The sequence below is a fragment of the Cohaesibacter marisflavi genome, assembly GCF_963665895.2.
Lineage (GTDB): Bacteria > Pseudomonadota > Alphaproteobacteria > Rhizobiales > Cohaesibacteraceae > Cohaesibacter > Cohaesibacter marisflavi.
On sequence record NZ_OY762534.1, the window covers coordinates 4,066,334 to 4,092,769 of the forward strand.

Sequence of the window (26,436 nt, forward strand, 5' to 3'; positions counted from 1 at the left end):
TCGATTGGGTTCCTCGCCGGGGATTAGCCGCTTGCCGGTCCGTCACTTTATTTGGGCTAGCGTTCCTTGAAGGCATGGGTGATCTGGTCGACCATGGGTTTGATCAAGTAGGACATGATGCTTCTATATCCGGTTTGCAGATAGACCTCTACCGGCATGCCGGGCACCAGAAGTTTGCCGCCCAGCCGACTGAGTTCTCCGTCATTTATGGTGACGCGCACCAGATAATAGGCTGTGCCTGTCGAGCTATCGACGATGCGGTCCGCAGAGATGAGCCGCAACGTGCCAGCAAGCTCTGGGGTGGTGCGGCGATCGAAGGCAGGAAAGCGCAGGCGGGCTTGCTGTTCGGGTGACAAACGATCGATCTGGGCTGGGCTGACTTGGGCGTCAATCACCAGATTGTCTGAGGAAGGAACGATGATCATCACAGTTTCGCCCGGAGAAATAACGGCCCCGATGGTGTGCACGGCCAGCTGCAAGACGCGTCCGTCCTGAGGAGCCTTGATTTCCATGTGCCTGAGCTGTTCCCGTGCGGCGATTTCCTGTTGTTCCAGTTGTCCGATCTTTGTTTCGGTCTCGTGATATTGTTCCAGAACCGACGATTGATAATTCTCGTCCAACTGGACGATCTGGAACTTTTTCTCGCTGATGGCCTGCTTGAGCTGGGCGATATCCGAGACAAAGGCCCCATATTCTCCTTCCAGCTCGGCTTTTTCGCGCTTTAGGGTGTTGACCCTTGATTTTGTGACCAGCTGCTTTTCCAGAAGGGACACATTGGCCGTGATGTCGCTCTGGATAAGGGAAATTTCGTCATTCTTGGCATCGCGCTGGACTTGCAAACCGTCAATCTGTGTCCGGATCTGATTGATCTGTTCTTGCAGCTGGCTCTTGTTGCCAGCAAGGGCGTTGCGTTTGGAGAGCAACAGTTGTCTGTGGCTTTTATACAGATCTTCCCTCTCGCTGTTGCTCATAACGGATGGGTCAATTTCGGGAAAGTCGATGTCCTCAAGGCCATCGCGTTCGGCGATCAAGCGTGCCTCTGCGGCGCGCAATTGCGCAAGATGTTTGGTGACGATGGCGAGATTGGCACGGGTGGATGTGTCGTCAAGGCGAATGAGAATGTCACCAGCGGCGACCGGGTCGCCCTCCTTGACGTTAATCTCCTTAACCGTTCCCCCTTCGCGGTGCTGTACTCTCTTGCGGTTGCCTTCAACAACCACCGAGCCGGAAGCGATGACAGCGCTTGAAATGTTTGAATAGGCACTGGAAACGCCCAGACCGCCAACAATGATGATCGTCAGGATGAGGGCGATGACGAGATGAACGCGAAGTTCTTTTGTGATCGATTTTACGAGTGACTTATTCATGGCGGATCAAGCAGCCCCTTGCGAGGAAACAGGTGAAAGGACCTTGGCAAGAACTTCATTTTTCGGGCCGATGGCCTGAACCTGCCCTTCGTTAAGACAAAGAACATAGTCGACTGCGGCAAGGGCGCTGGGGCGATGGGCGATGACCACAATGATCGATCCCTTTTCTTTCATGGCAAACAGGGCTTTGGTCAATGCGCCTTCGCCCTGACTGTCGAGGCTGGAATTGGGCTCGTCCAATACGATCAGGAACGGATCGCCATAAAGCGCTCTTGCAAGCGCGATACGCTGCATTTGTCCCCCTGAAAGAGCAAAGCCAGCAGGCCCGATAACAGTGTCATAGCCATCAGGCAGGCGGGAAATCATGTCGTGCAGATCAGCCAATCGAGCCGCTTCGATAACCGCCTCTGAAGAGGCGGCGGCGTCAAAGCGCGCGATATTCTGGGCCACCGTTCCCTGAAATAGCTGTAAGTCCTGTGGCAGATAGCCGATGATATGCTTGTGTTTGTCTTCTGACCAATGATTGAGTTCTGACCCGTCAAAGCGAACCGCACCGCTCAGGGCTGGCAGAATGCCGACCATGCATTTTGCCAATGTCGACTTGCCCGATCCGGAAGGGCCGATGATGCCCAGAGCCTGCCCTGCCTTCAATTTGAGAGACATCGGTGCAATGAAGGCCTTTCGGCTGCCGATCGGGGCGCAGCTTGCCTGCTCAATGGAGAGATTGTTTTGCGGAATGGGTAATTCAAGATCGACATCATGATCCGGCATCCTGTTCATGAGCTCAATCAGGCGCGCATGGGACTGTCGGGCTCCGACAAAGGCTCGCCACTGGCTGATGGCAAGCTCGATGGGAGAAAGGGCGCGCGATACCATGATAGAGCCTGCGACCATTGTGCCAGCCGTGATTTCATGTTGAATGGCAAGCCATGCCCCCACGCCAAGAATGGTGGATTGCAGCATCAGGCGGATGGTCTTGGTGACCGACGTGAAAAAACCATTGCGGTCAGCGGCTGTTTTCTGTTTGCGCAGATAGCTTTCGTTGTTTCGGGTCCAACGCTGTTGCAGGTCGCCAAACATGCCCATCGCCTTGGACACTTCGGCATTGGCACGTGAGGATTCCACCAGCTCGTTGCGCACGGCAGCTTCCTGTGTTGCGTCCTTGATGGGGGTTCTGGAGAGCCACTCGTTAAGGGCGATCAGAATGCCGATGACAATGGCCCCCAACAGGCCGATAAGCCCCAGAATGGGATGGAAAAGATAGACGATAAACAGGTAAAACGGCATCCATGGGCTGTCGAACAGAGCGGCAGGGCCGGGGCTTGAGAGAAACTGACGGATTCTGTCAAGGTCACTTACCGGGCGAACGGCTGATGCGTTGGAGCCGGTGATAATCGGGGCTGTCGACGAGGCTCGATAGACGCTTTCGGACATGCGCGCGTCAACATATTGGCCGATCCGCAACAATATCCGACTGCGCAGAATATCCAGAATGCCATAAAAGGTATAAAGCGTGATCGCGATGATGCCCAAGACGACGAGAGTTGGTACAGAGTTGCTCGATAGCACGCGGTCATAGACTTGCAGCATAAAAAGCGGGCCTGTCAGCATCAGAATATTAATGATGGCGCTCAGTAAGCCAACGCCAACCCAGACCCAACCTGTATTCTTGAAAAAACTAACCAATTTACTGTTTGCTTTCGCAGGGGGTCTTGGCACGCTATACCTCCGTTGCGAGGAAAAAATAGAAATAAAAAGACGGTTTTTCTTACCATGTTGCATGCGCAATGACGAAAGAAATGTCAATTGCTACAATGCTATTAGCATTGTTTAACCACTTAACACGGCGGGTATTTCCAAATTGTAATAAAACGAAACAAATAAAGCGAGTCCACCGTTTAAAGTGGATTCGCTTGTAAAGCTTAATTTTTAAGGACTTATGTTGGCTACGCCTTTAAAGGATGAAATCTGTATCGACCAGAGTCTGGGTGTCCATGAGTTGGATTTCAAAATCTGCCGAGGCATCGCCGTCCGTATCAGCAAAGACAAACAGGTCAGAGCCGCTGGCTTGATACCAAACAGCGTGAGCATCCGCTGTTGTGCCGCTGAAGGTAAAGCTGTCGTCTACCGAGGTGGCGCTATTGGCGTCGATAGCGGAAAGATCGATGATATCCTCGCCACTGTCAAACATGTGAAGCTTGTCATGATTGGCTCCGGTCACGCTGTCATTGACACTAGAGAATACGAATGTGTCCTGAGCATTGTCGTTGCCAGCAAACAGGACGTCTGCACCGAGGCTGCCAATCAGGGTGTCGGCGCCTGCGCCTGCTCCCAGAATGTCATTTCCGATGCCGCCGTTCAGGCTGTCATTACCCGCACCGCCGGTGAGTGAGTCGTTGCCCTGATTGCCGAACAAATGGTCGTTGCCGAGATCACCGAACAACTTGTCATCACCAAGACCACCGTTAAGAGTGTCGTTATGTTGGTTGCCGTGGAGCGTATCAGCACCGGCGTTGCCGTTGAGCTTATCATCTCCGGCACCACCAAAGAGCTTGTCATTGCCTAGGTCGCCAAAGAGGATGTCGTTGCCGTTGCCGCCGTTGAGGGTGTCGTTGTTCTGGTTGCCGTGAAGCGTGTCAACTCCATCATTACCATTGAGGATGTCATCTCCGGCGCCGCCAAAGAGTTTGTCGTTGCCCAGATCGCCAAAGAGTGTGTCGTTGCCGTTGCCGCCATTGAGGGTGTCGCTATGCTGGTTGCCATGGAGCACATCGGCGCCATCATTGCCGTTGAGAATGTCATTTCCGATGCCGCCAAAGAGCTTGTCATTACCCGCGCCACCGCTGAGGGTATCCTTGCCCACATTGCCGAAGAGCGTATCGGCTCCTGCATGACCAAAAAGCCTGTCGTCGCCGTTGCCACCGTTCAGGGTGTCGTTGCCAAGGTTGCCGAACAGCCTGTCATTGCCATCGCCGCCGTTGAGGGTATCGTCGCCAGCAAGGCCCGACAGGGTATCATTCCCAATAAGACCATAGAGATGATTGTCTCCGATGTTGCCGCTCATGTTGTTGGCTTGCATATTGCCTGTGGCGTTAAGGTCTGCCTTGCCGGTCAGAGTGATGTTTTCGATATATTGGCTGGTGTTTTTGAGGTTATAGCTGGCTGAACTGAACACTCTGTCCGTGCCTTCGCCTGCGGTTTCTGTGACGATATCACTGCTGTTGTCGACATAGAATGTGTCGTTGCCGGCGCCGCCGATCATCGTGTCTACCCCTGCGCCCCCGTAGAGGATGTCGTTGCCATCGCTGCCACTGAGCAGGTCAGCGCCCGCCAAACCTTTGAGGGTGTCATTGCCCTCTTTGCCCAAGAGCTCGTTATGAACTGCGGAGCCGATGAGGGTGTCGTCCTGGTCTGTGCCTTTGGCGCCTTCTATGCCTGACAAGATGTCTGTGTCGCCATAGCCGTCTGTCGCTGTTCCTCTTGCCAGATTCACAATCACGCCAGCTGTGCCGAAATTGTTGTAAAGCCCAAGTTTGTTGTCGTCCTTGTGATAGTCGACCATATCGAAGCCACCACCGCCGGAAATCTTGTCATTTCCGCCTAAGCCAAGGAAGATTTCATCGGCGTCCGAGCCGATGAAGGTATCAGGAAGGAAGGTCCCCCGAACCCTCTCGATCCCGGACAGGCTGTCCGTATCGCCAAAGCCATCGGTGGCAATGCCGGTTGCCAGATTGACCGTTACGGCATTCGTGCCACCATTGGAATAGTCATAATAATAGGAGACGGTATCGTTGCCTGCTCCACCGATCAGGGTATCATTGCCCCCAAGCGAGATCAGCAATGTGCCTTGGGCATCCGTCGTGATGGTGTCGTCAAATGCTGTGCCAATGAACCGGTCAACATCACCCCCATTGAGCAGGACGCGGTCTGTCTTGGTGCTGGATTGAATCAGACCGGTTGACAGATTGGCAACGATCCCCTCGTTCACGAAGCTGTAGTTCATGCATATATAGGCAAGGTCGTTTGTCAGGATGACAGTATCGTTTCCCTCACCGGTCACGATGGTGTTGTCATCGTCATCGGTTGCGGCCTTTGTGACATAAATAGTGTCATTGCCCGGTCCGCCATCAAGATAGTCTTCGCCAGCGCCAGCATAAAGCACGTCGTTGCCGTAGCCACCGTAAAGTTGATCGTCGCCATCACCGCCATGGATCGTATCATCATTATCCATACCATAGATGATGTCGTTTCCAGCGTTGCCGTTGATGGTATCGTCGCCCTTATATGCGAAGATTAGATCAGCGCCATCGCCACCGGTAATGGTGTCATCGCCCCTGTCACCATTCAGTTCGATGGGCGTGGCTTCTGTGCCCTGGGTAGCGCTCGCGTCGATTGAGCTGCCACCTGTCACGGCAAGAGAATAGAAATAATCGAACGCGGTCTCGAAACTTGAATCCAGAGCGGATGCGTTCCAGTCAACCGCATCCAATGTGGCAATAAAGGACTCTAGAGATATGCTGAAATCGGTTGCTTCAACCATCGTGTTACCATTGGCATCAATGAGCAGGGCGCGGGTTATGGTGCCACCTGTCACTTCCAGATCATCACCAAAGCCAATTGACGTGATGTTGTTGCCAAACAGGGTGATCCGAGTGCCGTCAGTATTGGAGATCGAAAATTGGGTGCTGCTTACATTAAAGAGTGAGCCGTCTTCCATCCCGTCAACGTTAAAATCTACACCTGATGCTGCCTGATAATAGGTTACCTGAGCCATATTTTATTCCTGTATGCGTATGCTGAAAAACGAAGACAATATTGGGCGATAAGCCTCTTCGAAAAAACAATATCAAAGGGGCGTGGTTATCGGACTGAAGGCCCGATCTGCGATGCTCCTTGCGGACAAACCCGTCTCTCGGAAAACATATTCATTTCTGTTGCTCTGATCGTCATGGGTGTCAATCAGTAGTTGTCCCAAACGCTTCCATTTGTAGCGATAATGGAAAAAGAATATGTATTTTGTTTCCCGTTTATAAAAACCGAACTCTTGGAACCAATAAGCCTGCCAATGCTGTAAAGGTTGGCGGACGTTGATTTATGCCAATTGTTAAAAGAGCAATATTCGGCATAGTTATACTTTTGGGTGTCTATGGACTGACACCTTGTGCATTTTGTCAGATTTTTGTGTTGCAAATGTCAGACAATTGGAATAGCTTGTTCAGACAGAGAGTGGAAAGACACGATGACCAATACGGCGGAAATATCGAAAACAGGCAATTCGAAAGCGGTTGGAGGCTTACTGGCCGACGAGCTGGCGAAACTCGTTTTCGATGGGTCTCTGGTTCCTGGGGATACGCTGCCTCCAGAAACCGAACTGGCGGCAACGCACCAGATCAGCCGAGCATCCGTGCGCTCGGCGCTGCAGTTGCTGGAAACGCTGGGTATTGTTGCGCGTCGTGCCGGACGGGGGACTACGGTTCAGGAATTTCGCGAATGGAACTTTCTTGATAGCCAGGTCAGCCAGTGGATCGCCGATTATGCTGCGCCGAACCTTGGGGTTCTGCATGACGTTTTCGAGTTCCGCGTAACAACCGAACCACTCATCGCCACTTTGGCGGCCAAGCGGGCCACGGCGCGTGATCTGCTGGCAATGGAGGAAGCCTTCAATGTGATGGAGGCAAACTGGGAGAGACGGGCCTCGCTGGGAGAGCGGGTGAGTTTTTCTCAAGCCGATATCGCTTTTCACGAAGCGATCTATCGCGCGACACATAACTTGGTTTGGGCTCAGATTGTTCACATTCTGCGCCCCGCGATCTTGCTGGTGATCAAAACCAGTAACGAGACAGCCGAAGAGCTTCGCGAAAGTCTGGAGCGCCACCGTCGTTTGATGGAAGCAATCCGGATGCGGGATTCCGACGCTGCGCATGTAGCCGCTACGCGCATTTTGTCTCAGACCGGCTACGATTTGGGATTTGAGGAAACCCCGGGGGAAAAAGAAACCTAATCCGCAATTGCGGGAGGATCCCGGAAGGGGCTCAAGTTCCGACTAGTTTTTTTAATGCCGGCATGGGAGCCGGCAAATGAGCAAGGAGGACTCATATGACTCTGTCGAAACTGCTTCGTGCAAGCGGAGGTTTGTTCGTTGGTGCTGCTCTTGGTCTGATCATGGCCAATCAGGCAGTTGCTGCTGATTACGAATGGACCTTCCAGACGTCCGAAAATACCGGCGAGCCACAGTTTGAAATCAAGAAACAATGGGCTGACAATATCGAGAAGATGACGCAAGGACGCGTCAATATTGAGATTTTGCCAACCGGCGCTGTTGTTCCTCACAACCAGACCCTTGATGCAGTCCGCTCCGGCATTCTGCAGGGTCATCTCACCGATCCAAGCTATTTCTCCGGTATCGATCCGGCTTTCTCCATGCTCGGCAACCTTGTTGGCGCATGGGGCGATCCGCTCGAATTCCTTGAATATATGAAATATGGTGGCGGTGAACAGCTTTATAACGAGCTGGTCGAACCTTACAATGTGCATCTCATCGGTGCTGCTGCAACCGGTCTTGAAGCCTTCGTAACTAAGAAGCCGATCCGCACTGTTGCCGATCTTAAAGGCCTTAAGGTTCGTGCACCAGAAGGCATGGTTTACGAGATTTTCTCCAAAGCTGGCGCTTCGCCGGTGAACCTGCCGGGGTCTGAAGTTTACACCGGTCTTGAAAAAGGTGTGATCGACGCGGCCGACTACACCGTGTTCTCAACCAACCAGGCTCAGGGCCTGCATCAGTTCGCCCGTTATCCGAACTATCCGGGCTTCCACTCCCTGCCAATGGTTGCCGTTTCCATGAACAAGGAAATCTGGGACGGCCTGCCTGAAGACATCAAGACTGCCATGGAAGTCGCTACCGACGATCTGGCTTATGATCTTGTCTTCAAACTGAAGGCTCGCGATCTGGATGCCGTTGAAGAAGCGCGCGCTGATCCGAATATCGAAATCATCGATATGGCTCCGGAAGAACGCAAAAAATTCCGTAACATCGCCAAGGAAGAATGGGCCAACTGGGCCAAGAAGAACGAGCTGACCCAGAAAGTCTATGACTCGGTCGTCGCCTTCCTGACGAAACGGAACCTCATGTAAAATACCCCAATGTCCGGCGGGTTTGTCCCGCCGGGCGCTTGCTCGATTTCTGGTGTCACGTCTGGCGCGTCTAATCCGGATGCGTCGCATGGCCGATCCTGCGAAAGTTTCTCAAATGTCAATTGATTCCAACACTCCCGCCTCGCCGGAACCGGCTGGCGTGGATGGGGAGATCCGCACGCCGCTTGACGCTGCCATCGACTGGTGCGGACGCGGCCTGGCCTGGCTGGTCTTTATCGCCATGGCCATCAGCGTCACAGAAGTTATCAGCCGGTATGTCTTCGATAGCCCTACATCCTGGGTGCACGAGACCACGGTCTTCATGATCGCGATCATCTTCGCTCTGGGCGGCCCGATCGCCCTTGCGCGCGACAAGCATATCCGTGTTCGTATCATCTACGATACGGTGTCTACCAAGACCCGCAAAATTCTGGATGTGTTCAACACGATCGTGACCTTCCTGTTTTCCATCGCCATGTCCTATGCAGCCTTTGTTCTGTTCTGGCGCTCTTCGCACAATCCAAGTGGTGCATGGCAACTGGAACGCTCCGGTACCAGCTGGAACCCGCCGTTCCCGGCCCTCACCAAGGGCATTATCCTCACCGCCATGGCGATCATGACCGTGCAGTCCATTCTGCATGTCATCAAGGCTATCCGCGCGGTCAATGAAAACAACAAAAGCGAGGAGAAGTGACCATGGGTGGACTTGGCCTGCAAGCCCTGGGCATTGAATGGGGCACTTATGTTCTTGTCGGCAGTATCTTTTTGCTGCTGCTCACCGGACTTCCTCTCGCTTTCGTTACCGGTCTGGTCGCCATGGTCTTTACCGTCGGCTGGTTCGGTCCCAACGCTATTCCTCTTGTCATCAGCCGTGTTTATGGCTTTATCACCGAATATTCCCTTGTCGCGGTGCCCATGTTTGTCTTTATGGCATCCTTGTTAGACCGATCGGGGATAGCCAAGGACTTATTCTCGGGCATGAGGGTGCTCGCCGGACGATTACCCGGTGGTGTTGCCATTCAGACCCTGATTGTATCCGTTTTCTTGGCTGCCATGTCCGGCATTATCGGCGGTGAGATCGTTCTCCTGGGTATCCTTGCCCTGCCTCAGATGCTTCGTCTTGGCTATGATCGCAAGATCGCCATCGGCGTGGTCTGCGGTGGTGGGTCTCTGGGTACCATGATCCCACCATCCATCGTGCTGATCATCTACGGCCTGATCGCTTCGGTTTCCATTGCTGACCTGTTCGTCGCAGCTGTCGTGCCGGGTGTCATGCTCGCCGGCCTTTACATGACCTATGTTCTGAGCCGCTGCCTGATCAATCCGGAACTGGCACCGCCAATGCCTCCGATGGAACCAGAAGAGCGCAAGGTTGCTCGGCGTCAGGCGATCAAATCGATCCTGCTGCCTGCTGCGATTGCCTTCATGGTGCTTGGTACCATCTATGCCGGTATTGCTTCTGTGACGGAAGCGGCTGCAATGGGTGTGTTCGGCGTGCTGGCTGCAACGGCCATCCGTCGCGAGTTTTCCTTCAAGCTCATTCATCAGAGCGTGATGCAGACCCTTACCACCTGCGGTATGATTGTCTGGATTGGTGTCGGTGCGGCCACGCTGGTTGGTGTCTACAACCTGATGGGTGGTAACCGCTTCGTTTCCAACACGATCCTTGGACTGGATGCAGCCCCTGTCGTCATCATTATGGTCATGATGCTGATCCTTCTGGTGCTGGGCCTGTTCCTCGACTGGATCGGGATTGCAATGCTGACCCTGCCAATCTTCGTACCGATCATCACCCAGCTGGGCTATGACCCGATCTGGTTCGGTGTGTTGTTTGCGATCAACATGCAGGTCTCCTTCCTCAGCCCGCCGTTTGGACCGGCAGCCTTCTATCTGAAGGGGGTTGCGCCACCCGAGATCTCTCTGGGAGATATCTTCTCCTCCCTGTGGCCATTCATCCTGATGCAGTTGACTGTTCTGGCCATCATGCTTGCTTTCCCGGACATCGTATTGTGGATGGTGAACTAACGGCCTAACAAGACAGGATCCGGCGGCGATAAGTTTGAGAGCCGGCCGTCGGATCTCTCCCGAAAATTCCAAAGAGCGGATGCTGAAAATGAAAATTACAAAGCTCACAACATGGCTGGTTCCCCCCCGCTGGATGTTTGTCAAAATCGAAACTGATGAAGGTATCAGCGGCTGGGGTGAGCCGGTCATCGAAGGACGAGCCCGCACGGTTCAGGCGGCCGTTGAAGAAATGGCTGAAATTCTGGTGGGCCGCGATCCGCGCCATATCCAGGATATCTGGCAGATGCTGTATAGAACCGGTTTCTATCGTGGTGGTCCGATTCTGATGTCAGCCATTGCCGGTATCGATCAGGCGCTTTGGGATATCAAGGGCAAGGCGCTGGGTGTGCCAGTGCATGAATTGCTTGGTGGCAAGCTGCGCGACAAGATGCGTATGTATTGCTGGATTGGTGGCGATCGGCCCAACGATGTGGGACGACAGGCCAAGGAAGTGGTTGCCAGTGGCTTTACCGCCTTCAAGATGAACGGCACACCGGAAATGGCCTTTGTCGATAGCCACGCCAAGATTGATGATGCGGTGTCCCGCGTGGCCGAAGCGCGCCAAGCGGTGGGGCCGGATGTCGGTATCGCCATCGACTTCCATGGCCGGGTGCATCGCCCCATGGCCAAGGCGTTGTTGCGCGAGCTGGAACAATATCACCCGATGTTTGTTGAAGAGCCGGTGCTGACCGAGCATCTCTCCTGCCTTAAGGAAATCGGTGGCGGCCTGGGCTACCCCATCGCTTCGGGCGAACGTATCTTCTCGCGTTATGGCTTCCGCGATGTGCTGGAACAGCGCATGGTGGATATCATCCAGCCGGACCTTAGCCATTGCGGCGGCATCACCGAAGTGTTCAAGGTTGCGGCCATGGCCGAAGCCTATGATGTGGCCATCGCACCGCATTGTCCGCTCGGGCCTTGCACGCTGGCAGCCTCGCTGCATCTGGACTTTGTGTCCTACAATGCCTTCATTCAGGAACAGTCCATGGGCATCCATTACAATGTGGGCAATGATGTGCTCGACTATATGGTCGATCCGAGCCCGCTGACCATCAAGGATGGCTATGTGCATGCGCTGACTGGTCCAGGGCTGGGCGTGGAAATCAATGAAGACTTCGTCATTGAACGCTCCAAGGAAGGGCACAACTGGCACAACCCGATCTGGCGTCATGAAGACGGGAGTGTGGCAGAATGGTAAGTGCATTCAGCGAACAGTTCGAAACCGCTTTTGCCAAGATGCCTCTTGTGGCTATCTTACGCGGTGTTCCGGCTGAGCGGGCTAAAACTCTTCTTACCATCCTTGTGGAGGAAGGCTTCACCCTCATCGAAGTGCCACTGACCTCTGCGGATGCGACCGATGCAATCCGGGAGATGGTTGAGGCCGCTCCTGATGGCATTATGATCGGGGCGGGGACTGTGCTGAGCCCTGAAGACGTCCAGGCAGTCTATGATGCGGGCGCACGCTTTATCGTTACGCCCAACACCGATCCGGATGTCATCAAGAAGGCCAACGAACTGGGCATGCCGTCCTGCATCGGTTGCCTGACGCCAACGGAAGCGTTGTTGGCGACGCGTTCGGGTGCAACGGTGTTGAAATTCTTCCCTGCAGCCCGTTTGGGTGGGCAATATATCAAGGACGTCAAGGTCGTGCTGCCACCTCAGATGCGGGTGCTGGCGGTGGGCGGGGTTGGCCCTGCCGAGTTTGAAGAATATGTAGCGGCAGGTGCTGCCGGCTTCGGTATTGGCTCGGACCTCTGGAAAGTTGGCCGGTCTGACGAAGAGGTCAGAAGCTCTGCCCGTGCGCTGGTGGGCCAGTGGAAGGATATGCAATGACCAAGAAGCTGATCATTGTCGATTGGGGGACGACCTCCTTTAGGGCGTGGCTGCTGGAAGCGGAAACCGGCACCATCCTGTCCGAGATCACCGAAGGCAAAGGCATGCGGGCGCTGCAGTGTAGTGAATTTTCCGCCTACGCCAAGAGCCAGCTGGATGGCTGGCGGGCCGATAGCGAAGAGACCATTCCGGTTTATCTGGCTGGCATGGTTGGTGCGCCACAAGGCTGGCAGCAAGCCCCGCAACCACCGTTGCCCATGCGCGGGGAAGAGCTGGTGCGTGATATCGTGCCGGTGGCCGATATGGCCGACACCTACATCATTCCCGGCGTGCGTCAGTCCGGACAACCGCAGGATGCCGATGTTATTCGCGGTGAAGAGGTGCAGATTTTCGGCGCCATGGCAAGTCTTGGTCGCCAAAGTGGTCTGGTCTGCCTGCCGGGCACCCATAGCAAATGGTGCGAAATGCAGGAGGGTGTCTTCACCCGCTTCCATACCTCCATGACGGGCGAAGTCTACGAGGTGATGAGCAAACACTCGATCCTCGGTCTGATGGCAGATCCGTCAGCGGACTTTGATTCCGATGGCTTTGAAAAAGGCCTCGGTCAGGTGGAAGGCGAGGGCGGTCTGCTCAATCATCTCTTTAAGGCGCGTGCGCGTGTGCTTTATGGCGATCTGGAGCAATCCCAGACCGCAAGTTTCCTTTCCGGCATGTTGATTGGTGCGGAAATCGGGGCAATGCGTGACATTTATGAATGCGAAGGCAGAGAAATTCTGCTTGTTTGTGCCGACCGGCTTGCAAAACCCTACAGTCATGCGCTGTCCCACCTGGGTTTGTCCAGCCGACACATTTCCTCCAAGGATGCAACGCTCGCCGGGGTTCGCGCTCTGGCAGCCCTGCATGGCGTAAACAGCAAATAAAGGTGAAATTCGATGCAAACCCGCACACTCGCAGACATTGCCATTATCGGACTCGGGGTCATGGGGCGCAATCTGGCGCTCAACTTTGTCGACCACGGGTTCAGCGTTGCCGCTTACGATGCCTTTCCAGAGGCGTTGGAAGGGGCACGTGAGGCACTGGGTGCGAGCGTCGGGTTGCACGATAGCCTTGAAGGCCTTGTGGCCTCTTTGAAAAAGCCGGCCCGCATCCTGATGATGATCAAGGCCGGAGATCCGGTGGACGAGATGATCGCCCGCCTTGCGCCTCTGCTTGTGGCAGGGGATATCGTAATGGACGGAGGCAACTCCTTTTATCGGGATACGGAGCGTCGCGCCGCGTTGCTCGAAGCCCAGAATCTGGTTTTTGTGGGTCTTGGGGTCTCTGGCGGAGAGACCGGCGCGCGCTTCGGACCTGCCTTGATGGCCGGTGGTGACAGTGCGGCGCTGGCTCATGTCGATGATCTTTTCTCAGCCATTGCCGCCAAGGCGCCGGATGGCGGGGCCTGCTATGCGGCTCATGGCGCAGGCGGGGCAGGGCATTTCGTTAAAACTGTTCACAATGGCATTGAATATGCCCAGATGCAGCTCATCGCAGAGGCTTATTTGCTGCTGTCTGGGCCTGCCGGACGCGACCACGGACAAATCTCCTCCCTCTTTTCCAGTTGGAATCGCGGTCCGGCAGCCTCCTATCTGCTGGAAATTTCCGCAGCCATTGCAGGCACCATCGATCCTGAGACGGATCGTCCGATTCTCGAAGTTATCAAGGATGCGGCAGGGCACAAGGGCACCGGTCGCTGGACGACGGAAGCGGGGCTTGAATATGGCGTTGCCATTCCGACAATTGCTGCGGCCTTTCTGGCGCGGGCTCTTTCCGGTCGGGAGCGTCTGGCGCTTGAAAAACGCCTCTCTCCGAGCGCGGGCATCAATGGTGAGGCGCTGGCCGAAGAGATTGGCGCGGCGCTGCCAGCGGCCATGCTCGCCTGCTATATTCAGGGGCTTGAGCTGATTGCTGCGGCGTCCGACGCCAACGGCTGGAATACGGATCTTGCGGCTGTCGCGCGCGGCTGGCGCGCAGGCTGCATCATTCGCTCGGTCATGCTGGACCCGATTGCCGCCATGCCGCAAGACACGGACATGCTCGCAAGCGACTATGCCGGCGGTCTGTTGAATGGATCCGAGACCGCCATGCGGGCTGTGGCTGGAATGGCTGCCGTATCGGGCACCCCGGTGCCTTGCTTCTATTCGGCTCTTTCATGGCTGGATGGACGGCGCAGCGCCTGTGTTGGCGCAAACCTCATTCAGGGGCAACGGGATTATTTTGGTGCCCATACATTTGAGCGCACCGACAAATCCGGTCACTTCCACTTCGATTGGAACGCACAAGCGGAGTGAGCTTGAGGCGTTTGCGGCTGGACCCAAGAACAAGAAGAAACGAACAAGACGCTTGTCGTCTACAACGCAACGACATGAAACTGTGAGGCCAGAGACATGATTATTGTCGTCATGGGAATTTCGGGAAGCGGAAAATCAACGCTCGGGCAGCTGTTGGCTGATGGTCTGAATGTTCCGTTTGAAGAAGGCGATGCCTATCATTCCGACGAGAATGTCAAGAAGATGGCCGCTGGCATTCCTCTCAGCGATGAGGATCGCAAGCCGTGGCTTGCCACTCTGGCAGATGCAATGCGCACTTGGGATGCCAACGGAGAAACGCGGGTGGTAAGCTGCTCATCCCTGCGTAAATCCTATCGCGATATTTTCAGAGAGGCTACGGATAACTTGCGCTTCATCTTTCTGGATGGGGCCAAGGAACTGGTGCGGGCCCGCATGGCCGAACGGCAAAGCCATTTCATGCCAGTGCAGCTGATCGAAAGCCAGATTGCCGCTCTGGAAGTGCCCGATGGGGAAGAGGATGTTATCCGCATCGATATTTCCCGAGACCCTGAAGCCATGGCCGAGGAGTTGCTTGGCAAGGTGAAACCGCTTCTCTGATTTTTGAGAAAGCCAAAGAGATCGGGCCGACGCAATCGTCGGTCCTCTTTCTGCTCGCGCGCATTTTCGCCCGCATATCATGGCCCTGCGAAGAGGGCTGTCAAAGGACCAGGAGACGAGCATGAGCAAACCGCTTCATGATACATTGAAACGCGTCACAGACCGCATCATGGACCGCAGCCGGGATAGCCGCGCAGCCTATCTTGCCAAGGTCGAGGCCGCCAAGGCGAAGGGACCGGGGCGTGCGCATCTGACCTGTGGCAATCTCGCCCATGCCTTCGCCGCTTCCCCCGAGGTGGACAAGCCTGATCTGGCGAGTGCTCGCGTTCCCAATGTGGGCATCGTGACCGCCTATAACGACATGCTCTCGGCGCATCAGCCCTATGAGCACTATCCTCAGCTCATCCGTGAAACCGCGCGCAGCTTTGGCGGCACGGCGCAGGTCGCCGGAGGTGTTCCGGCCATGTGTGACGGGGTGACACAGGGGCAGGATGGCATGGATATCTCGCTCTTTTCACGCGATCTGATCGCCATGGCCACTGGTGTGGCGCTGTCTCATGATGTTTTCGATAGCACAGTGTTTCTTGGCGTATGCGACAAGATCGTTCCCGGCCTCGTGATCGGGGCTGCGACATTCGGGCATTTGCCTGCTGTCTTTTTGCCTGCCGGGCCGATGCCTTCTGGGCAGGGTAACGAGGAAAAGACCAAGGTGCGGCAAGATTATGCCAAGGGGCTGGTGGGGCGCGAGGCGCTGCTCGCCTCGGAAATGGCCTCCTATCACAGCGCGGGCACCTGCACCTTTTATGGTACGGCCAATTCCAACCAGATGCTGATGGAATTCATGGGCCTTCACATGCCGGGTACCAGCTTTATCAATCCGGGCACCGAATTGAGGGATGCTGTAACACGGGCTGCCGTCAGGCAAGCGCTGTCGATTACGGCCAAGGGCAATGATTTCCGGCCCGTTGCCGATATTCTGGACGCGAAAGCGTTCGTGAATGGCATGGTCGGGCTCAATGCGACGGGGGGGTCCACCAATCTGCTCATTCATCTGGTGGCCATGGCCAAGGCGGCAGGGCTGATTGTCACGCTTGAAGATTTCGAAGATATCTCGGAAGTTACGCCGCTGCTGGCGCGGGCTTATCCGAACGGACTTGCTGATGTGAACATGTTCCATGCTGCTGGTGGGCTGGGCGTGGTTGTTGCCGAATTGCTGAGCGAAGGCATGCTGCACGAAGATGCCAAGAGCGTGGTTGGTGACAGCATGGAAGCCTACACCACGGAGCCACGCCTTGATGCCAACGGCGAAGCGGAGTGGGTGAAGGGGGCTGCCGGGTCGCTTGATGACAAGATCGTACGTGCGATTAGCAATCCGTTCCAAAGTCAGGGTGGGCTGAAAAAGCTGACCGGCTCTTTGGGCACAGCGGTGATGAAGGTGTCTGCCGTAGCGCCAGAACGGCATGTGATAGAAGCTCCGGTCCGGATCTTTCAGGATCAGGACGCCGTCAAGCAGGCCTTCAAGCAGAATGAATTCACTTCAGACACCATTGTTGTGGTGCGCTTTCAGGGCCCCAAGGCGAACGGCATGCCCGAGTTGCACAGCCTGACGCCTGTGCTTGGCATTTTGCAGGAGCGGGGTCTCAAGGTGGCGCTGGTGACTGACGGGCGTATGTCCGGTGCATCGGGCAAGGTGCCTGCTGCGATCCATGTCTGCCCTGAGGCGCTGGATGGCGGCCCGATCGCCAAGTTGCGCGATGGCGATATCGTGCGCGTGGATGCCAGGACCGGGGTGTTGGACATTGTTGATCCGGCCGTGCTGGAGCGGGAGCCGGTGACTGCAGACCTTTCCGACCAGCATGTCGGCATGGGGCGAGAACTTTTTGCCACTTTCCGGGCTTCGGTCAGTTCGGTGGAAACCGGAGCAACCCAGTTTTAAAGGCCGTTTCGTTCTTCTATGAGATAAACAACGGGCAGCGGATGGAAAACCGCTGTCCGATTTTTGTTTGGGTCAAGCATCAAAGCTGACAATTAGCAGCCTCTTGCCGACGGCCTAGTCTTCCATATGCGGGCCGATGAGAGACAAGTCTGCTGGAGACAGGCGATCCGATGCCGTGGCTTTCTGATGCCAATAGGGATAGGGGAGCGGCTTACGGCTGACCTTTTCCAGCTTTTCAATGGCCTCTTGGGAGAGCGTCAATTCTGCGGCTTTCAGATTGTCTGCGAGCTGTTCATCATTGCGAGCGCCGACAATGGCGCTGGCGACGCCGGGGCGGCTCGTTAGCCAGGCCAGAGCCACCTGCGCCGGGGTGACGCCTTCATAGCCATCAGCGACTTCGATGAGCACCTCGACGATATCATACAATGCTTCGATGTCGTGAACGGGAGGCTCTGTCCAACCCTGAACGCGGCGCGTGCCTTCCGGATCGGGTTTGCCACGGCGATATTTGCCCGTCAGCAGGCCGCAGGCCAGCGGTGACCAGATTACGGCGCCAAGGCCCTGATCGATGCCCACTGGCAGGAGCTCCTGCTCGGCTTCGCGGGCCTGAAGCGTATAGTGGATCTGCTGTGCGACGGGGCGGATCAAATGCTCTTTCTCTGCGGCGCTGAGATATTTCATGATGTGCCAGCCAGAGAAGTTGGACACGCCCAGATAGCGTATTTTGCCCGCCTGCATCAGATCATCCATGGCACGCAGGGTTTCTTCCACCGGTGTCATACCGTCCCATTCATGGCACCAGTAAAGATCGATGTGATCGGTCTTGAGGCGCTTCAGACTTGCTTCGCAAGCCTCAATGATATGATGGCGCGACAGGCCTCGGTCGTTTGGGCCTTCGCCCATTGGGAAGCGAACCTTTGTGGCAATCAGAAGGTCGTTACGATGGCCTTCAATGGCTTGGCCGATAACCTCCTCGGAGGTGCCTTTGGAGTAGACGTTGGACGTATCCAGCATGTTGACGCCGGCTTCAACGATCATGTCGAGCTGCCGTTTGGCTCCTTTGACATCAATATTGCCAGCCTTGGCGAAAAAGCCTTCGCCGCCAAATGTCATGGTGCCCAGCTGTAAAGCGGAAACCTTGAGCCCTGAATGTCCCAGATAGTTGTATTTCATGGTGCTTTCCTCATGTGATCGTGCCTTTGCCCCTCCCCCGGAATGGATGTTGGCGTGAAATGCCCAATAAGCGAAGCGCCTGCTGCAGACCCCGGTTTACGTCTGTTGGTTCGCTGGGATGAATGGTTTGGGCTTGTGCCAAATCCCTGATCTTCATGTGAGGTGCGATCGGATCTGTGTGGAGATACTGTCATATCCCGGATACCGAGCATATTGCATATTTTCAATCTCGCAAGGACAAACAAACCTTGTGAGGGAGAGGTGTTGAGACTTGGCCTTTCAATGTGTTCTGTGTCCGTTGCGCTTGCTCCGATGCCGCGGGAGGGAGTAATGTCTGGGCGTTGACGAAAAAGGAGCATAGGCATGATGCAACAGCTAAGGGATGAACTGGAACAGTGCGGATTTTTTCTGCGTGGTGGCTTTCATCCAGACCCTGATGACGATGTGCCCCCTTTGCCCGACGGGCAGTCAACTAGAACCATCCTCTTGATCGGCAGTGTCGGCCCGCACATGTGGCGCGCGTTTCAAAAAGAACGGCGTGCCTGTCCAGATCCTCTTGATGACTGGACAGAACGCAAATTGGCTGCGATGGCCAAACAGATCGGAGCCCATGCTGTTTTCCCATTTGATCGGCCATACTATCCGTTTCAGCGCTGGGTGAAGAAAGCTGGCAACTGCTTCCAATCGCCTTTGCGTATCGAGATACATCCTGTTTACGGGCTTTGGCATGCAACTCGCGGGGCGTTGCTTTTTTCTGAACGTCTAGCGTTACCCAAGGCAGAAAAGGCGCAGCATCCCTGCAAGGCATGTGTCGGCACCCCTTGTCTTCATGTCTGTCCGGTCGGGGCCTTTTCGGCCAAGGGACTGGATATCGCTCTGTGTGCAATGCATCTGGCCGGGCCGGATTCTGAAGACTGCATGACCAATGGCTGCCTTGCCCGTCGCGCCTGTCCTGTTGGCCGGGACTATCAACTGCTGCCCGAGCAGGCCGCTTTCCATATGCAGGCTTTGCGTAAGTATCATGCGGAAATCATTTAATTTTCAGGATTTCAACTAGTTTTGGGTGGGGCTTCCACACTTTTGTTCGGTCAATTGAGCTTGCGCATTTCGGTCGGACAGGCTCTTCACATTGTTGCGATTGATTCACAATCTCAATGGAATTGATTGACAAATGTAACCGATTACATTATTGATAATAGGGAACCATGGCCTAAGTGCCTTGGAGAAGGAAGTAAAATGTAATCGGTTACATTTTGGTTCGTGTTGGAGGAAATCTTTATGATGAAAAAGTGGTTTTTGGCTGCAACCATGTTGGTTGCGGCAGGGGTCTCTGCGTCCGTAGCAAACGCTGAAAGTTTCAAGATCGGCCTTTCCAATGGCTGGGTCGGCAGCGAGTGGCGCACCCAGATGATTGAAGAAGCTCAGGCTGCAGCCGAGGCCTGGAAAGACAAGGGCGTCGATGTCGAAGTTGTTGTCCAAAGCGGCAACGTGGATGCTCAGGGCCAGGTTGGCCAGGTGCGCAACTTCATCAACCAGGGCGTTGATGCAATTATCATCGACCCGAACAGCCCGTCCGCTTTCAACCCTGTTTTCGCACAGGCAAAACGGCGTGGTATCATGGTTGTTGCAACTGATGCCGAAGTCTCTTCCAAGGATGCCATCTATGTTGGTATCGATCAGAAGCAGTGGGCTTACCAGTCTGCCAAATGGCTGGCTGAAACCCTTGATGGCAAGGGCAATGTTGTTACCATCAACGGTGTTGCAGGCAATCCGGCTAACGAAATGCGCGTTGCTGGTTACAAGGAAGCCTTTGAAGCACATCCAGACATCAAGGTGCTGAACGAAGCCAACGCCAACTGGGATCAGGCGCAGGGCCAGCAGGCCATGCAGAACCTGCTCGCGACCTATCCGGACATTCAGGGCGTATGGGTGCAGGACGGCATGGCGGCCGGTGCATGGCGCTCCATCATGGCTGCCGACAAGGCAAGCCAGATTGCAGCAACTGGTGAAATCCGCAAGGACTTCATGGTGACCTGGAAAGAAAATGGTCTGAACTCTGCAGCATCGGTCAACCCTCCAGGGGTTATGGCTTCTGCTCTTAACGTTGCTGTTATGAAAATGCAGGGCAAAGAATTCAAGGATGGCATCTTTGGAGGTGTTTATGGCAACGCGATCTATATCCCGATCCCGTTCATCGACAACTCCAACCTTGATGAAAAACTTGAAGAAGCCAAAGACAAACCCGGCTACTGGTCTGTGACGGACGTTGTTACTCCGGAAGAAGCCGAAGAATTCTTCAAATAAATGAATCAGGCGCCCGCCTGCTCCCATGATTCGGGATATGCAACGTCCTGCGATCCATGATCGCGGGCGGGCGCTCCGACTTTGCAAAAACCGAGGATTGTCATGTCTTCAGCAATTACGGTGCGCGATCTCACCAAACGGTTCGACAAGGTACATGCGCTGACCGATGGTCGGCTGACTGTTGAACGGGGAGAAATCCATGCGCTGCTTGGCGCGAACGGATGCGGCAAAAGCACCCTGTCCAAAATTGTCGCCGGGGCCTATGCGCCCACCTCCGGAACTGTTCTCATCGACGGCAAGGAAGTTTCCTTTCGCAGCCCGCGTGATGCCGAAGAGATGGGGATTGCCCTGTTTTATCAGGAGCTGAGCCTCATTCCGAAAATGAGTGTTGAGGCCAACATCTTTTTGCGGCGTGAGCCACGCAATGGCGTCGGCTTCATCGACTATGCCAAAATGCGCACCGAGACCCTCAACTTGCTGGCAATGTTCAAGGATGCGATTGGGGATGATATTCAGCCCGATGCCCTTGTGGCAGACCTGACGCCAGGTCAGCGGCAGATTGTCGAGATTTGCAAGGTCTATGCGAAAAACCCCAGCATCGTCATCATGGACGAGGCAACTGCGGCCCTTGATGGTCGGCAGGTGAAGGTTTTCTTTGATATTCTGCGCAAGAAACGCGAAGAGGGTGTTTCAACCATCTTCATTTCTCACCGCCTCGACGAGGTGTTTGAAATCTGTGATCACGCGACCATTATGCGCAACGGCGCAGTGGTGGCCGAAACCGCCATCGCCGAAACCACAACTGAAGATGTGGTGCACATGATGGTGGGGGATGTGAAGAAGGCCCCCAAGCGTCAGGCGCTGGATGACGAGGGCAAAAAGCCGTTGCTCAAGCTGGAAGGTGTTGGCAGCAATTTGCTCAATGATGTTTCCCTCTCTGTTGCTCCGGGCGAAATTGTCGGGCTTGGCGGATTGCAGGGGCAGGGGCAGTCGACCCTGTTGCGCAGCCTGTTTGGCGCGCTGCCGATCACATCCGGTACGGTTTGGTTGAACAATGAACAGGTGGCCATCCGCAAGCCGGCGGACGCGGTGCGGCGTAAGGTTGCCTATGTTTCCGGCGACCGCGGCCCTGATGCCGCGCTTCCCGGACGCTCGATTTTCGAGAACTTGGCAGCGGCCATTCTCGTCAGTGAAAAGCGCAAGCTCGTCCGCGCTAAGGAATTGCGGCCGCAATTGGCTGAAGTCGCCTCGGCCTTCAAGACCAAATATGCGCGCATGACCGATGCCATCGGTACGCTCTCTGGTGGCAACCAGCAAAAGATCTTCATTGCGCGCTGGTTAGCAACCAATCCGAAAGTGATCCTGCTTGATGACCCGACCAAGGGCATCGATCTTGCGGCCAAGGCGGATCTGTTTGCGCTTATTCGCAAGCTGGCTGAGTCCGGCGTTGCCGTCTTGCTCTATTCCAGTGAAGAATCCGAGCTTCTGGACAATTGTGACCGTATCGCCGTGTTCAATGACGGCGCGGTCGTTACCGAACTTTCCGGGGCCGAGATGGACTCGTTCCATCTTACCCGCGCAGCCTATGGAGAGGCCTGATGAAGAGCATTCTGTCCGCCCCCAAATCGGGCTCGACCGTATCAAAAAGACCCGTATGGCTGGTTGCCTTCGGCTCGCTTGTCGCGCTGGTTCTGATCAACTGGTTCCTGCAGCCGTCTTTCTTTGACGGCATGGTGATGCATTCCAACCTGACCACCTTCCTGCCGCTTACGCTGGTGGCCATTGGCCAGACCTTCGTGATCATGGGTGGAGATATCGACTTGTCTGTCGGGTCTATTGCCGCGCTAGTCAATGTGGTAACCGTGACGGTTATCGCCATGGCTGGTGGAGATGCTGCCAGTGTACCGATTGGTCTGCTGACTGGCTTGGTCGTCGGGGTTCTCTGCGGGGTCTTCAATGGCCTGCTGATCAGTTATCTGCGCTTGCAGCCCATGGTGGCGACCTTCGGTACAGGCATCATATTCTCGGCGCTGGCGCTTTGGGTCATGCCGCAGGCGGGGCTCTCGGTGCCGGAAGTCTACTGGATGACCTACAGTGACTTTGTGCTCGGTGTGCCAACCGTGCTCTGGATTCTGATTGCCGGTTTCCTGTTTGTCCTCTTCATGCAGCGTCGCCCGTTCGAGAGCCACCTCAAGGCTGTCGGGGGCAACCGTGCGGGGGCCTTCCAGAGCGGGATCAACATGAGCTTCGTGCGGCTCTTGTCCTTTGCGCTTTGTGGTCTTTTTTCCGGCTTTGCAGCGCTTTGTCTAACGGGCGAAACCGCCAGTGGTGATCCGCTAATAGGCCAGAGCCTGGCCATGGGGTCGATCTCGGCTGTGGTGCTCGGCGGAACCATGCTGTCGGGTGGTGTCGGTGGAGCCATCGGGTCCATCTTCGGTGCTCTTCTGCTTGGCATGATCGGCAACGTGATCTTCTTTGCCGGATTGCCCTTTGAATTCCAGACGCTCGTGCAGGGTCTGATCGTACTGGCTGCTCTGGCTGGTGGCGTACTCGTGGCGCGTAAGTGAGGAGATAGAAATGTCTGACGCTTCAAGCAACATGCACTCTGAAAATGCGGGCTTTAGCCTTGGTGCCATTCTGCGCGAGCCTGTGGTTCTTGCCCTGTTTGCCATCATTATTCTGTTGGGCATCGGGGAAGCGGTTTCTCCCGGCTTTGCACGGGGTGACCAGATCATAAAGCTGCTGACGGTCGCAGCACTGCTCGGCTTTGCGGCTGCGGGACAGAATCTGGTGGTTCTGGCCGGTGGCGAAGGCATTGACCTGTCTGTCGGAGCCATGATTTCCCTTGGTGCCGTGATCGCGGGTAATGTTATGGATGGTGCCAATGGCGGGATTTTGCCAGCCTTGATTGCCGCCATGGGTGTGACCTTCATCATTGGCATGGTCAACGGGCTCGGGGTCAACCTCATTCGCATTCCGCCGCTTGTCATGACGCTCGGTATGACCTCGGTCATTCAGGGTGGGCTCGTGGTTTTCTCGCGCGGTATCCCTTCGGGCAATGCTGCGCCCGCCCTGATGAATTTCATCAATCAGCCTGTGGTCTTCGGTATTCCCGGTGTCCTGTTTATCTGGCTGCTGCTGATTATCGGCATGGTCTTCATGCTGCGGGCAACGTCTTTTGGTCTTTCCATCTATGCCGTCGGTGCAAATCCGCAAGCTGCTCGTCTGGTGGGGCTGCCAGTCAAAGTCATCCGCACAACGGTGTTCGGTTTGTCCGGTGCTTTGGCTGGCCTCACCGGGGTTTTTGTCATCGGTTACACAGGCAACTCATTCATTAGTGTAGGGGATCAATATATGTTGCCCTCCATTATCGCGGTTGTCATCGGTGGCACTTCCCTTGCAGGTGGTTCTGGTGGTTATATTGGGACTGTCGCAGGTGCGATTGCCTTGATTCTGCTGCAAAGCGTTCTGACCACGCTGCATCTGGAGTTCTGGGGCCGTCAGCTGATCTTTGGTGGCACATTGCTCCTGCTGCTCATGTTCTACGGACGCCAGAAAAGTGCACGGATCTAATCAAGATGGTTGACCAGCCCAATATCCGCGATGTTGCCAAGGCCGCAGGAGTTTCCACGGCCACGGTGTCTCGCGCGCTTGCCCAGCCGGGCAAGGTGCGTGAGGCGACCCTCAAGAAGGTGATGGATGCGGTTGAGAAAATCGGTTTTGTTCCCAATCGTCAGGCGAGCATGTTCCGCTCGCGCAAGAGCAACACCGTTATTCTTCTCGTGCGGGATATCTCCAACCCCTTCTATCTGGATATCTATAAAGGGGTAGAGGAGGCTGCCTTCGCGGCGGGCTACAAAGTGCTCATGGGTGATGCGCGCGAAGATGACGAGCGCATCACCCACTATATCGAGGCGGTGCGTGAATGCCATGCTGATGGTCTCATCCTGATGATCGGCAGCTTCCCCAAAAAGCTGTTGGAGCAGACGGATAGGCTGCCGCCCTTCGTGGTGGCTCTGGAAGAGATCGACGGACTGGAGGCGCCCACCGTTCGGGTGGATAATGTAGCGGCGGCTGAAGGGGCCGTTGCGCATCTCATCGCGCAGGGGCACAAGCGGATTGTTCACTTGACTGGACCGCTTGACGAGCATCTCGGCAAGACTCGTCTGGAAGGCTATCGGCGAGCGTTGAAAAAAGCCGGATTGCCCATTGACGAAGCGTTGATCATGCCGGGCGACTTCAGTCTCAATGCCGGCTATGACCAGACGGCAAAGTTGCTGGAAAAGGGCGCGCATTTCAGTGCTATATTCGCTTCCAGCGACCAGATGGCGATTGGTGCGGCCAGTGCCCTGCGTGAAAAGGGGCTGGCGATCCCGGATGACGTTTCGCTCGTCGGCTTCGATGATACGCTCATTGCCTCCATCTTTTATCCCCCTTTGACCACTGTCTATCAGCCAAGGCGCGAGATTGGTCGTGCTGCCATGGCAATGATGATCCGCAAGCTTTCCGCCCACGCCGGTGATCCGGTAGCGGTGGAGGAACCCCTAGAGGATCAACAGTTTTTAACCGAACTGATTACTCGAAATTCGGTTGCGCCTTTCGACGACGCAAGACCGGGGACGTAACAAGGAGATTGAACCCATGAAGACACTTAAAGGCCCCGGGCTGTTTCTGGCCCAGTTCGTCGGAGACAAGCCCCCGTTCAATGATCTGTTTGCCATCGCCAAATGGGCTGCAGATCTCGGCTACAAGGGTTTGCAGATCCCGACTGGTGACAATCTGTTCGATCTGGATCTGGCAGCGACATCCAAGGACTATTGTGATGAGTTGAAAGGCAAGCTGGCAGAGCTTGGCGTGGAAATCACAGAACTCTCGACGCATATTCAGGGGCAGCTGGTTGCCGTGCATCCGGCCTATGATGCGTTGTTTGATAATTTTGCACCGGAAGCTGTGCGCGGGAATCCGAAAGCCCGCCAGGAATGGGCGGTCGAGCATGTCAAGAAAGTGGGCCTTGTATCAAAGAATCTTGGCCTTGATACGCATGTGAGCTTTTCGGGCGCGCTGGCATGGCCCTATGTCTATCCATGGCCACAGCGTCCGGGTGGGCTGGTAGAAGAGGCCTTTTCCGAGCTGGCCAAACGCTGGAAGCCGATTCTGGACTATCATGAAGAGCTGGGCGTTGACGTGGCCTATGAGCTGCATCCGGGCGAAGACCTGCATGACGGAGTTACCTTCGAGCGCTTCCTTGAAGAGCTGAACGGTCACAGCCGCGCCAATATCCTTTATGACCCATCCCACTTCGTGCTTCAGGCGCTGGATTATCTCGCCTTCATCGATATCTACCACGACCGGATCAAGGCTTTCCATGTCAAGGATGCCGAGCTGCAATATAGCGGTCGGTCCGGCGTCTATGGCGGATATCAGTCATGGGTGGATCGCCCTGGTCGTTTCCGCTCGCTGGGTGATGGCGGGGTCGACTTCAAGGGCATTTTCTCGAAAATGGCGCAATATGACTTTGAAGGCTGGGCCGTTCTCGAGTGGGAATGCGCACTTAAGCATCCAGAGGATGGCGCCCGCGAAGGAGCCACTTTCATTGCCGATCACATTATCCGTGTAACCGAACATGCGTTTGATGATTTTGCCAGCTCCGGTGTGGATGCGGCAACGAATCGTCGACTGCTGGGACTGAATGAGGACTGAA

At 55.3% G+C, this 26,436-nt stretch carries 21 protein-coding genes; 17 read left to right on the forward strand and 4 right to left on the reverse strand.

Going from position 1 to position 26,436, the window contains the following annotated elements:
• Positions 1-56: 56 nt before the first annotated feature.
• The 3 genes from ACKPCT_RS19225 to ACKPCT_RS19235 all read right to left on the reverse strand — a co-directional run bounded on the left by ACKPCT_RS19225 (position 57) and on the right by ACKPCT_RS19235 (position 6,141).
• The gene (locus ACKPCT_RS19225; protein ID WP_319567674.1) at positions 57-1,367 is read right to left on the reverse strand and encodes an HlyD family type I secretion periplasmic adaptor subunit; all 1,311 of its coding nucleotides are present in this window, start codon (positions 1,365-1,367) and stop codon (positions 57-59) included.
• Positions 1,368-1,373: 6 nt separating this feature from the next.
• Complete coding sequence (locus tag ACKPCT_RS19230; RefSeq protein WP_244544804.1) at positions 1,374-3,053, reverse strand: type I secretion system permease/ATPase; 1,680 nt, start codon at positions 3,051-3,053, stop codon at positions 1,374-1,376.
• 268 nt (positions 3,054-3,321) lie between these two features.
• A complete protein-coding gene (locus tag ACKPCT_RS19235) occupies positions 3,322-6,141 on the reverse strand; it encodes a calcium-binding protein (RefSeq protein ID WP_319567675.1) in 2,820 nt (939 codons plus the stop codon).
• 465 nt (positions 6,142-6,606) lie between these two features.
• Here ACKPCT_RS19235 and ACKPCT_RS19240 point away from each other — a divergent pair, with 465 nt between their 5' ends.
• The 10 genes from ACKPCT_RS19240 (at position 6,607) to edd (ending at position 17,258) form a co-directional block, all read left to right on the forward strand.
• Entirely contained in the window at positions 6,607-7,368 is a 762-nt protein-coding gene (locus ACKPCT_RS19240) for a FadR/GntR family transcriptional regulator (RefSeq protein WP_210186841.1), read from the forward strand.
• A 95-nt stretch (positions 7,369-7,463) separates the two neighbouring features.
• On the forward strand, positions 7,464-8,498 hold the full coding sequence (locus ACKPCT_RS19245) for a TRAP transporter substrate-binding protein (protein ID WP_090075330.1): 1,035 nt from the start codon (positions 7,464-7,466) through the stop codon (positions 8,496-8,498).
• A 115-nt stretch (positions 8,499-8,613) separates the two neighbouring features.
• A complete protein-coding gene (locus ACKPCT_RS19250) occupies positions 8,614-9,192 on the forward strand; it encodes a TRAP transporter small permease subunit (RefSeq protein WP_090075358.1) in 579 nt (192 codons plus the stop codon).
• A 2-nt stretch (positions 9,193-9,194) separates the two neighbouring features.
• The gene (locus tag ACKPCT_RS19255) at positions 9,195-10,523 is read left to right on the forward strand and encodes a TRAP transporter large permease (RefSeq protein ID WP_090075331.1); all 1,329 of its coding nucleotides are present in this window, start codon (positions 9,195-9,197) and stop codon (positions 10,521-10,523) included.
• An 88-nt stretch (positions 10,524-10,611) separates the two neighbouring features.
• On the forward strand, positions 10,612-11,760 hold the full coding sequence (dgoD, locus tag ACKPCT_RS19260; RefSeq protein ID WP_319567676.1) for a galactonate dehydratase: 1,149 nt from the start codon (positions 10,612-10,614) through the stop codon (positions 11,758-11,760).
• Positions 11,754-12,395 (forward strand): 2-dehydro-3-deoxy-6-phosphogalactonate aldolase, encoded by a 642-nt coding sequence (locus ACKPCT_RS19265; protein ID WP_319567677.1) that lies wholly within the window; start codon positions 11,754-11,756, stop codon positions 12,393-12,395. The genes dgoD and ACKPCT_RS19265 overlap by 7 nt, the downstream gene beginning before the upstream one ends.
• On the forward strand, positions 12,392-13,315 hold the full coding sequence (locus ACKPCT_RS19270; protein WP_319567678.1) for a 2-dehydro-3-deoxygalactonokinase: 924 nt from the start codon (positions 12,392-12,394) through the stop codon (positions 13,313-13,315). Before ACKPCT_RS19265 ends, ACKPCT_RS19270 begins: the two co-directional genes overlap by 4 nt.
• A gap of 12 nt (positions 13,316-13,327) precedes the next feature.
• Complete coding sequence (gndA, locus tag ACKPCT_RS19275; protein WP_319567679.1) at positions 13,328-14,725, forward strand: NADP-dependent phosphogluconate dehydrogenase; 1,398 nt, start codon at positions 13,328-13,330, stop codon at positions 14,723-14,725.
• Between the two features lie 96 nt (positions 14,726-14,821).
• Positions 14,822-15,322: a gluconokinase gene (locus ACKPCT_RS19280; protein ID WP_319567680.1), complete on the forward strand. Its 501-nt coding sequence runs from the start codon at positions 14,822-14,824 to the stop codon at positions 15,320-15,322.
• 121 nt (positions 15,323-15,443) lie between these two features.
• Positions 15,444-17,258: a phosphogluconate dehydratase gene (gene edd, locus ACKPCT_RS19285; RefSeq protein WP_319567681.1), complete on the forward strand. Its 1,815-nt coding sequence runs from the start codon at positions 15,444-15,446 to the stop codon at positions 17,256-17,258.
• A 114-nt stretch (positions 17,259-17,372) separates the two neighbouring features.
• Here edd and ACKPCT_RS19290 read toward each other — a convergent pair whose 3' ends face one another.
• Complete coding sequence (locus ACKPCT_RS19290) at positions 17,373-18,431, reverse strand: aldo/keto reductase (RefSeq protein ID WP_319567682.1); 1,059 nt, start codon at positions 18,429-18,431, stop codon at positions 17,373-17,375.
• 363 nt (positions 18,432-18,794) lie between these two features.
• On the opposite strand from ACKPCT_RS19290, the gene ACKPCT_RS19295 reads away from it, so the two are divergent.
• The 7 genes from ACKPCT_RS19295 to ACKPCT_RS19325 all read left to right on the forward strand — a co-directional run bounded on the left by ACKPCT_RS19295 (position 18,795) and on the right by ACKPCT_RS19325 (position 26,435).
• Entirely contained in the window at positions 18,795-19,469 is a 675-nt protein-coding gene (locus ACKPCT_RS19295; RefSeq protein WP_319567683.1) for a hypothetical protein, read from the forward strand.
• A 243-nt stretch (positions 19,470-19,712) separates the two neighbouring features.
• Positions 19,713-20,735 (forward strand): substrate-binding domain-containing protein, encoded by a 1,023-nt coding sequence (locus ACKPCT_RS19300; protein ID WP_090075360.1) that lies wholly within the window; start codon positions 19,713-19,715, stop codon positions 20,733-20,735.
• 102 nt (positions 20,736-20,837) lie between these two features.
• Positions 20,838-22,334: a sugar ABC transporter ATP-binding protein gene (locus ACKPCT_RS19305; protein ID WP_090075339.1), complete on the forward strand. Its 1,497-nt coding sequence runs from the start codon at positions 20,838-20,840 to the stop codon at positions 22,332-22,334.
• Positions 22,334-23,302 (forward strand): ABC transporter permease, encoded by a 969-nt coding sequence (locus tag ACKPCT_RS19310; protein WP_090075340.1) that lies wholly within the window; start codon positions 22,334-22,336, stop codon positions 23,300-23,302. The genes ACKPCT_RS19305 and ACKPCT_RS19310 overlap by 1 nt, the downstream gene beginning before the upstream one ends.
• 10 nt (positions 23,303-23,312) lie before the next feature.
• Positions 23,313-24,308, forward strand: a complete 996-nt coding sequence (locus tag ACKPCT_RS19315) for an ABC transporter permease (RefSeq protein ID WP_319567684.1) — start codon at positions 23,313-23,315, stop codon at positions 24,306-24,308.
• A gap of 5 nt (positions 24,309-24,313) precedes the next feature.
• Complete coding sequence (locus ACKPCT_RS19320) at positions 24,314-25,360, forward strand: LacI family DNA-binding transcriptional regulator (protein ID WP_090075341.1); 1,047 nt, start codon at positions 24,314-24,316, stop codon at positions 25,358-25,360.
• Positions 25,361-25,376: 16 nt separating this feature from the next.
• The gene (locus tag ACKPCT_RS19325) at positions 25,377-26,435 is read left to right on the forward strand and encodes a sugar phosphate isomerase/epimerase family protein (RefSeq protein WP_090075342.1); all 1,059 of its coding nucleotides are present in this window, start codon (positions 25,377-25,379) and stop codon (positions 26,433-26,435) included.
• Position 26,436 lies beyond the last annotated feature (1 nt).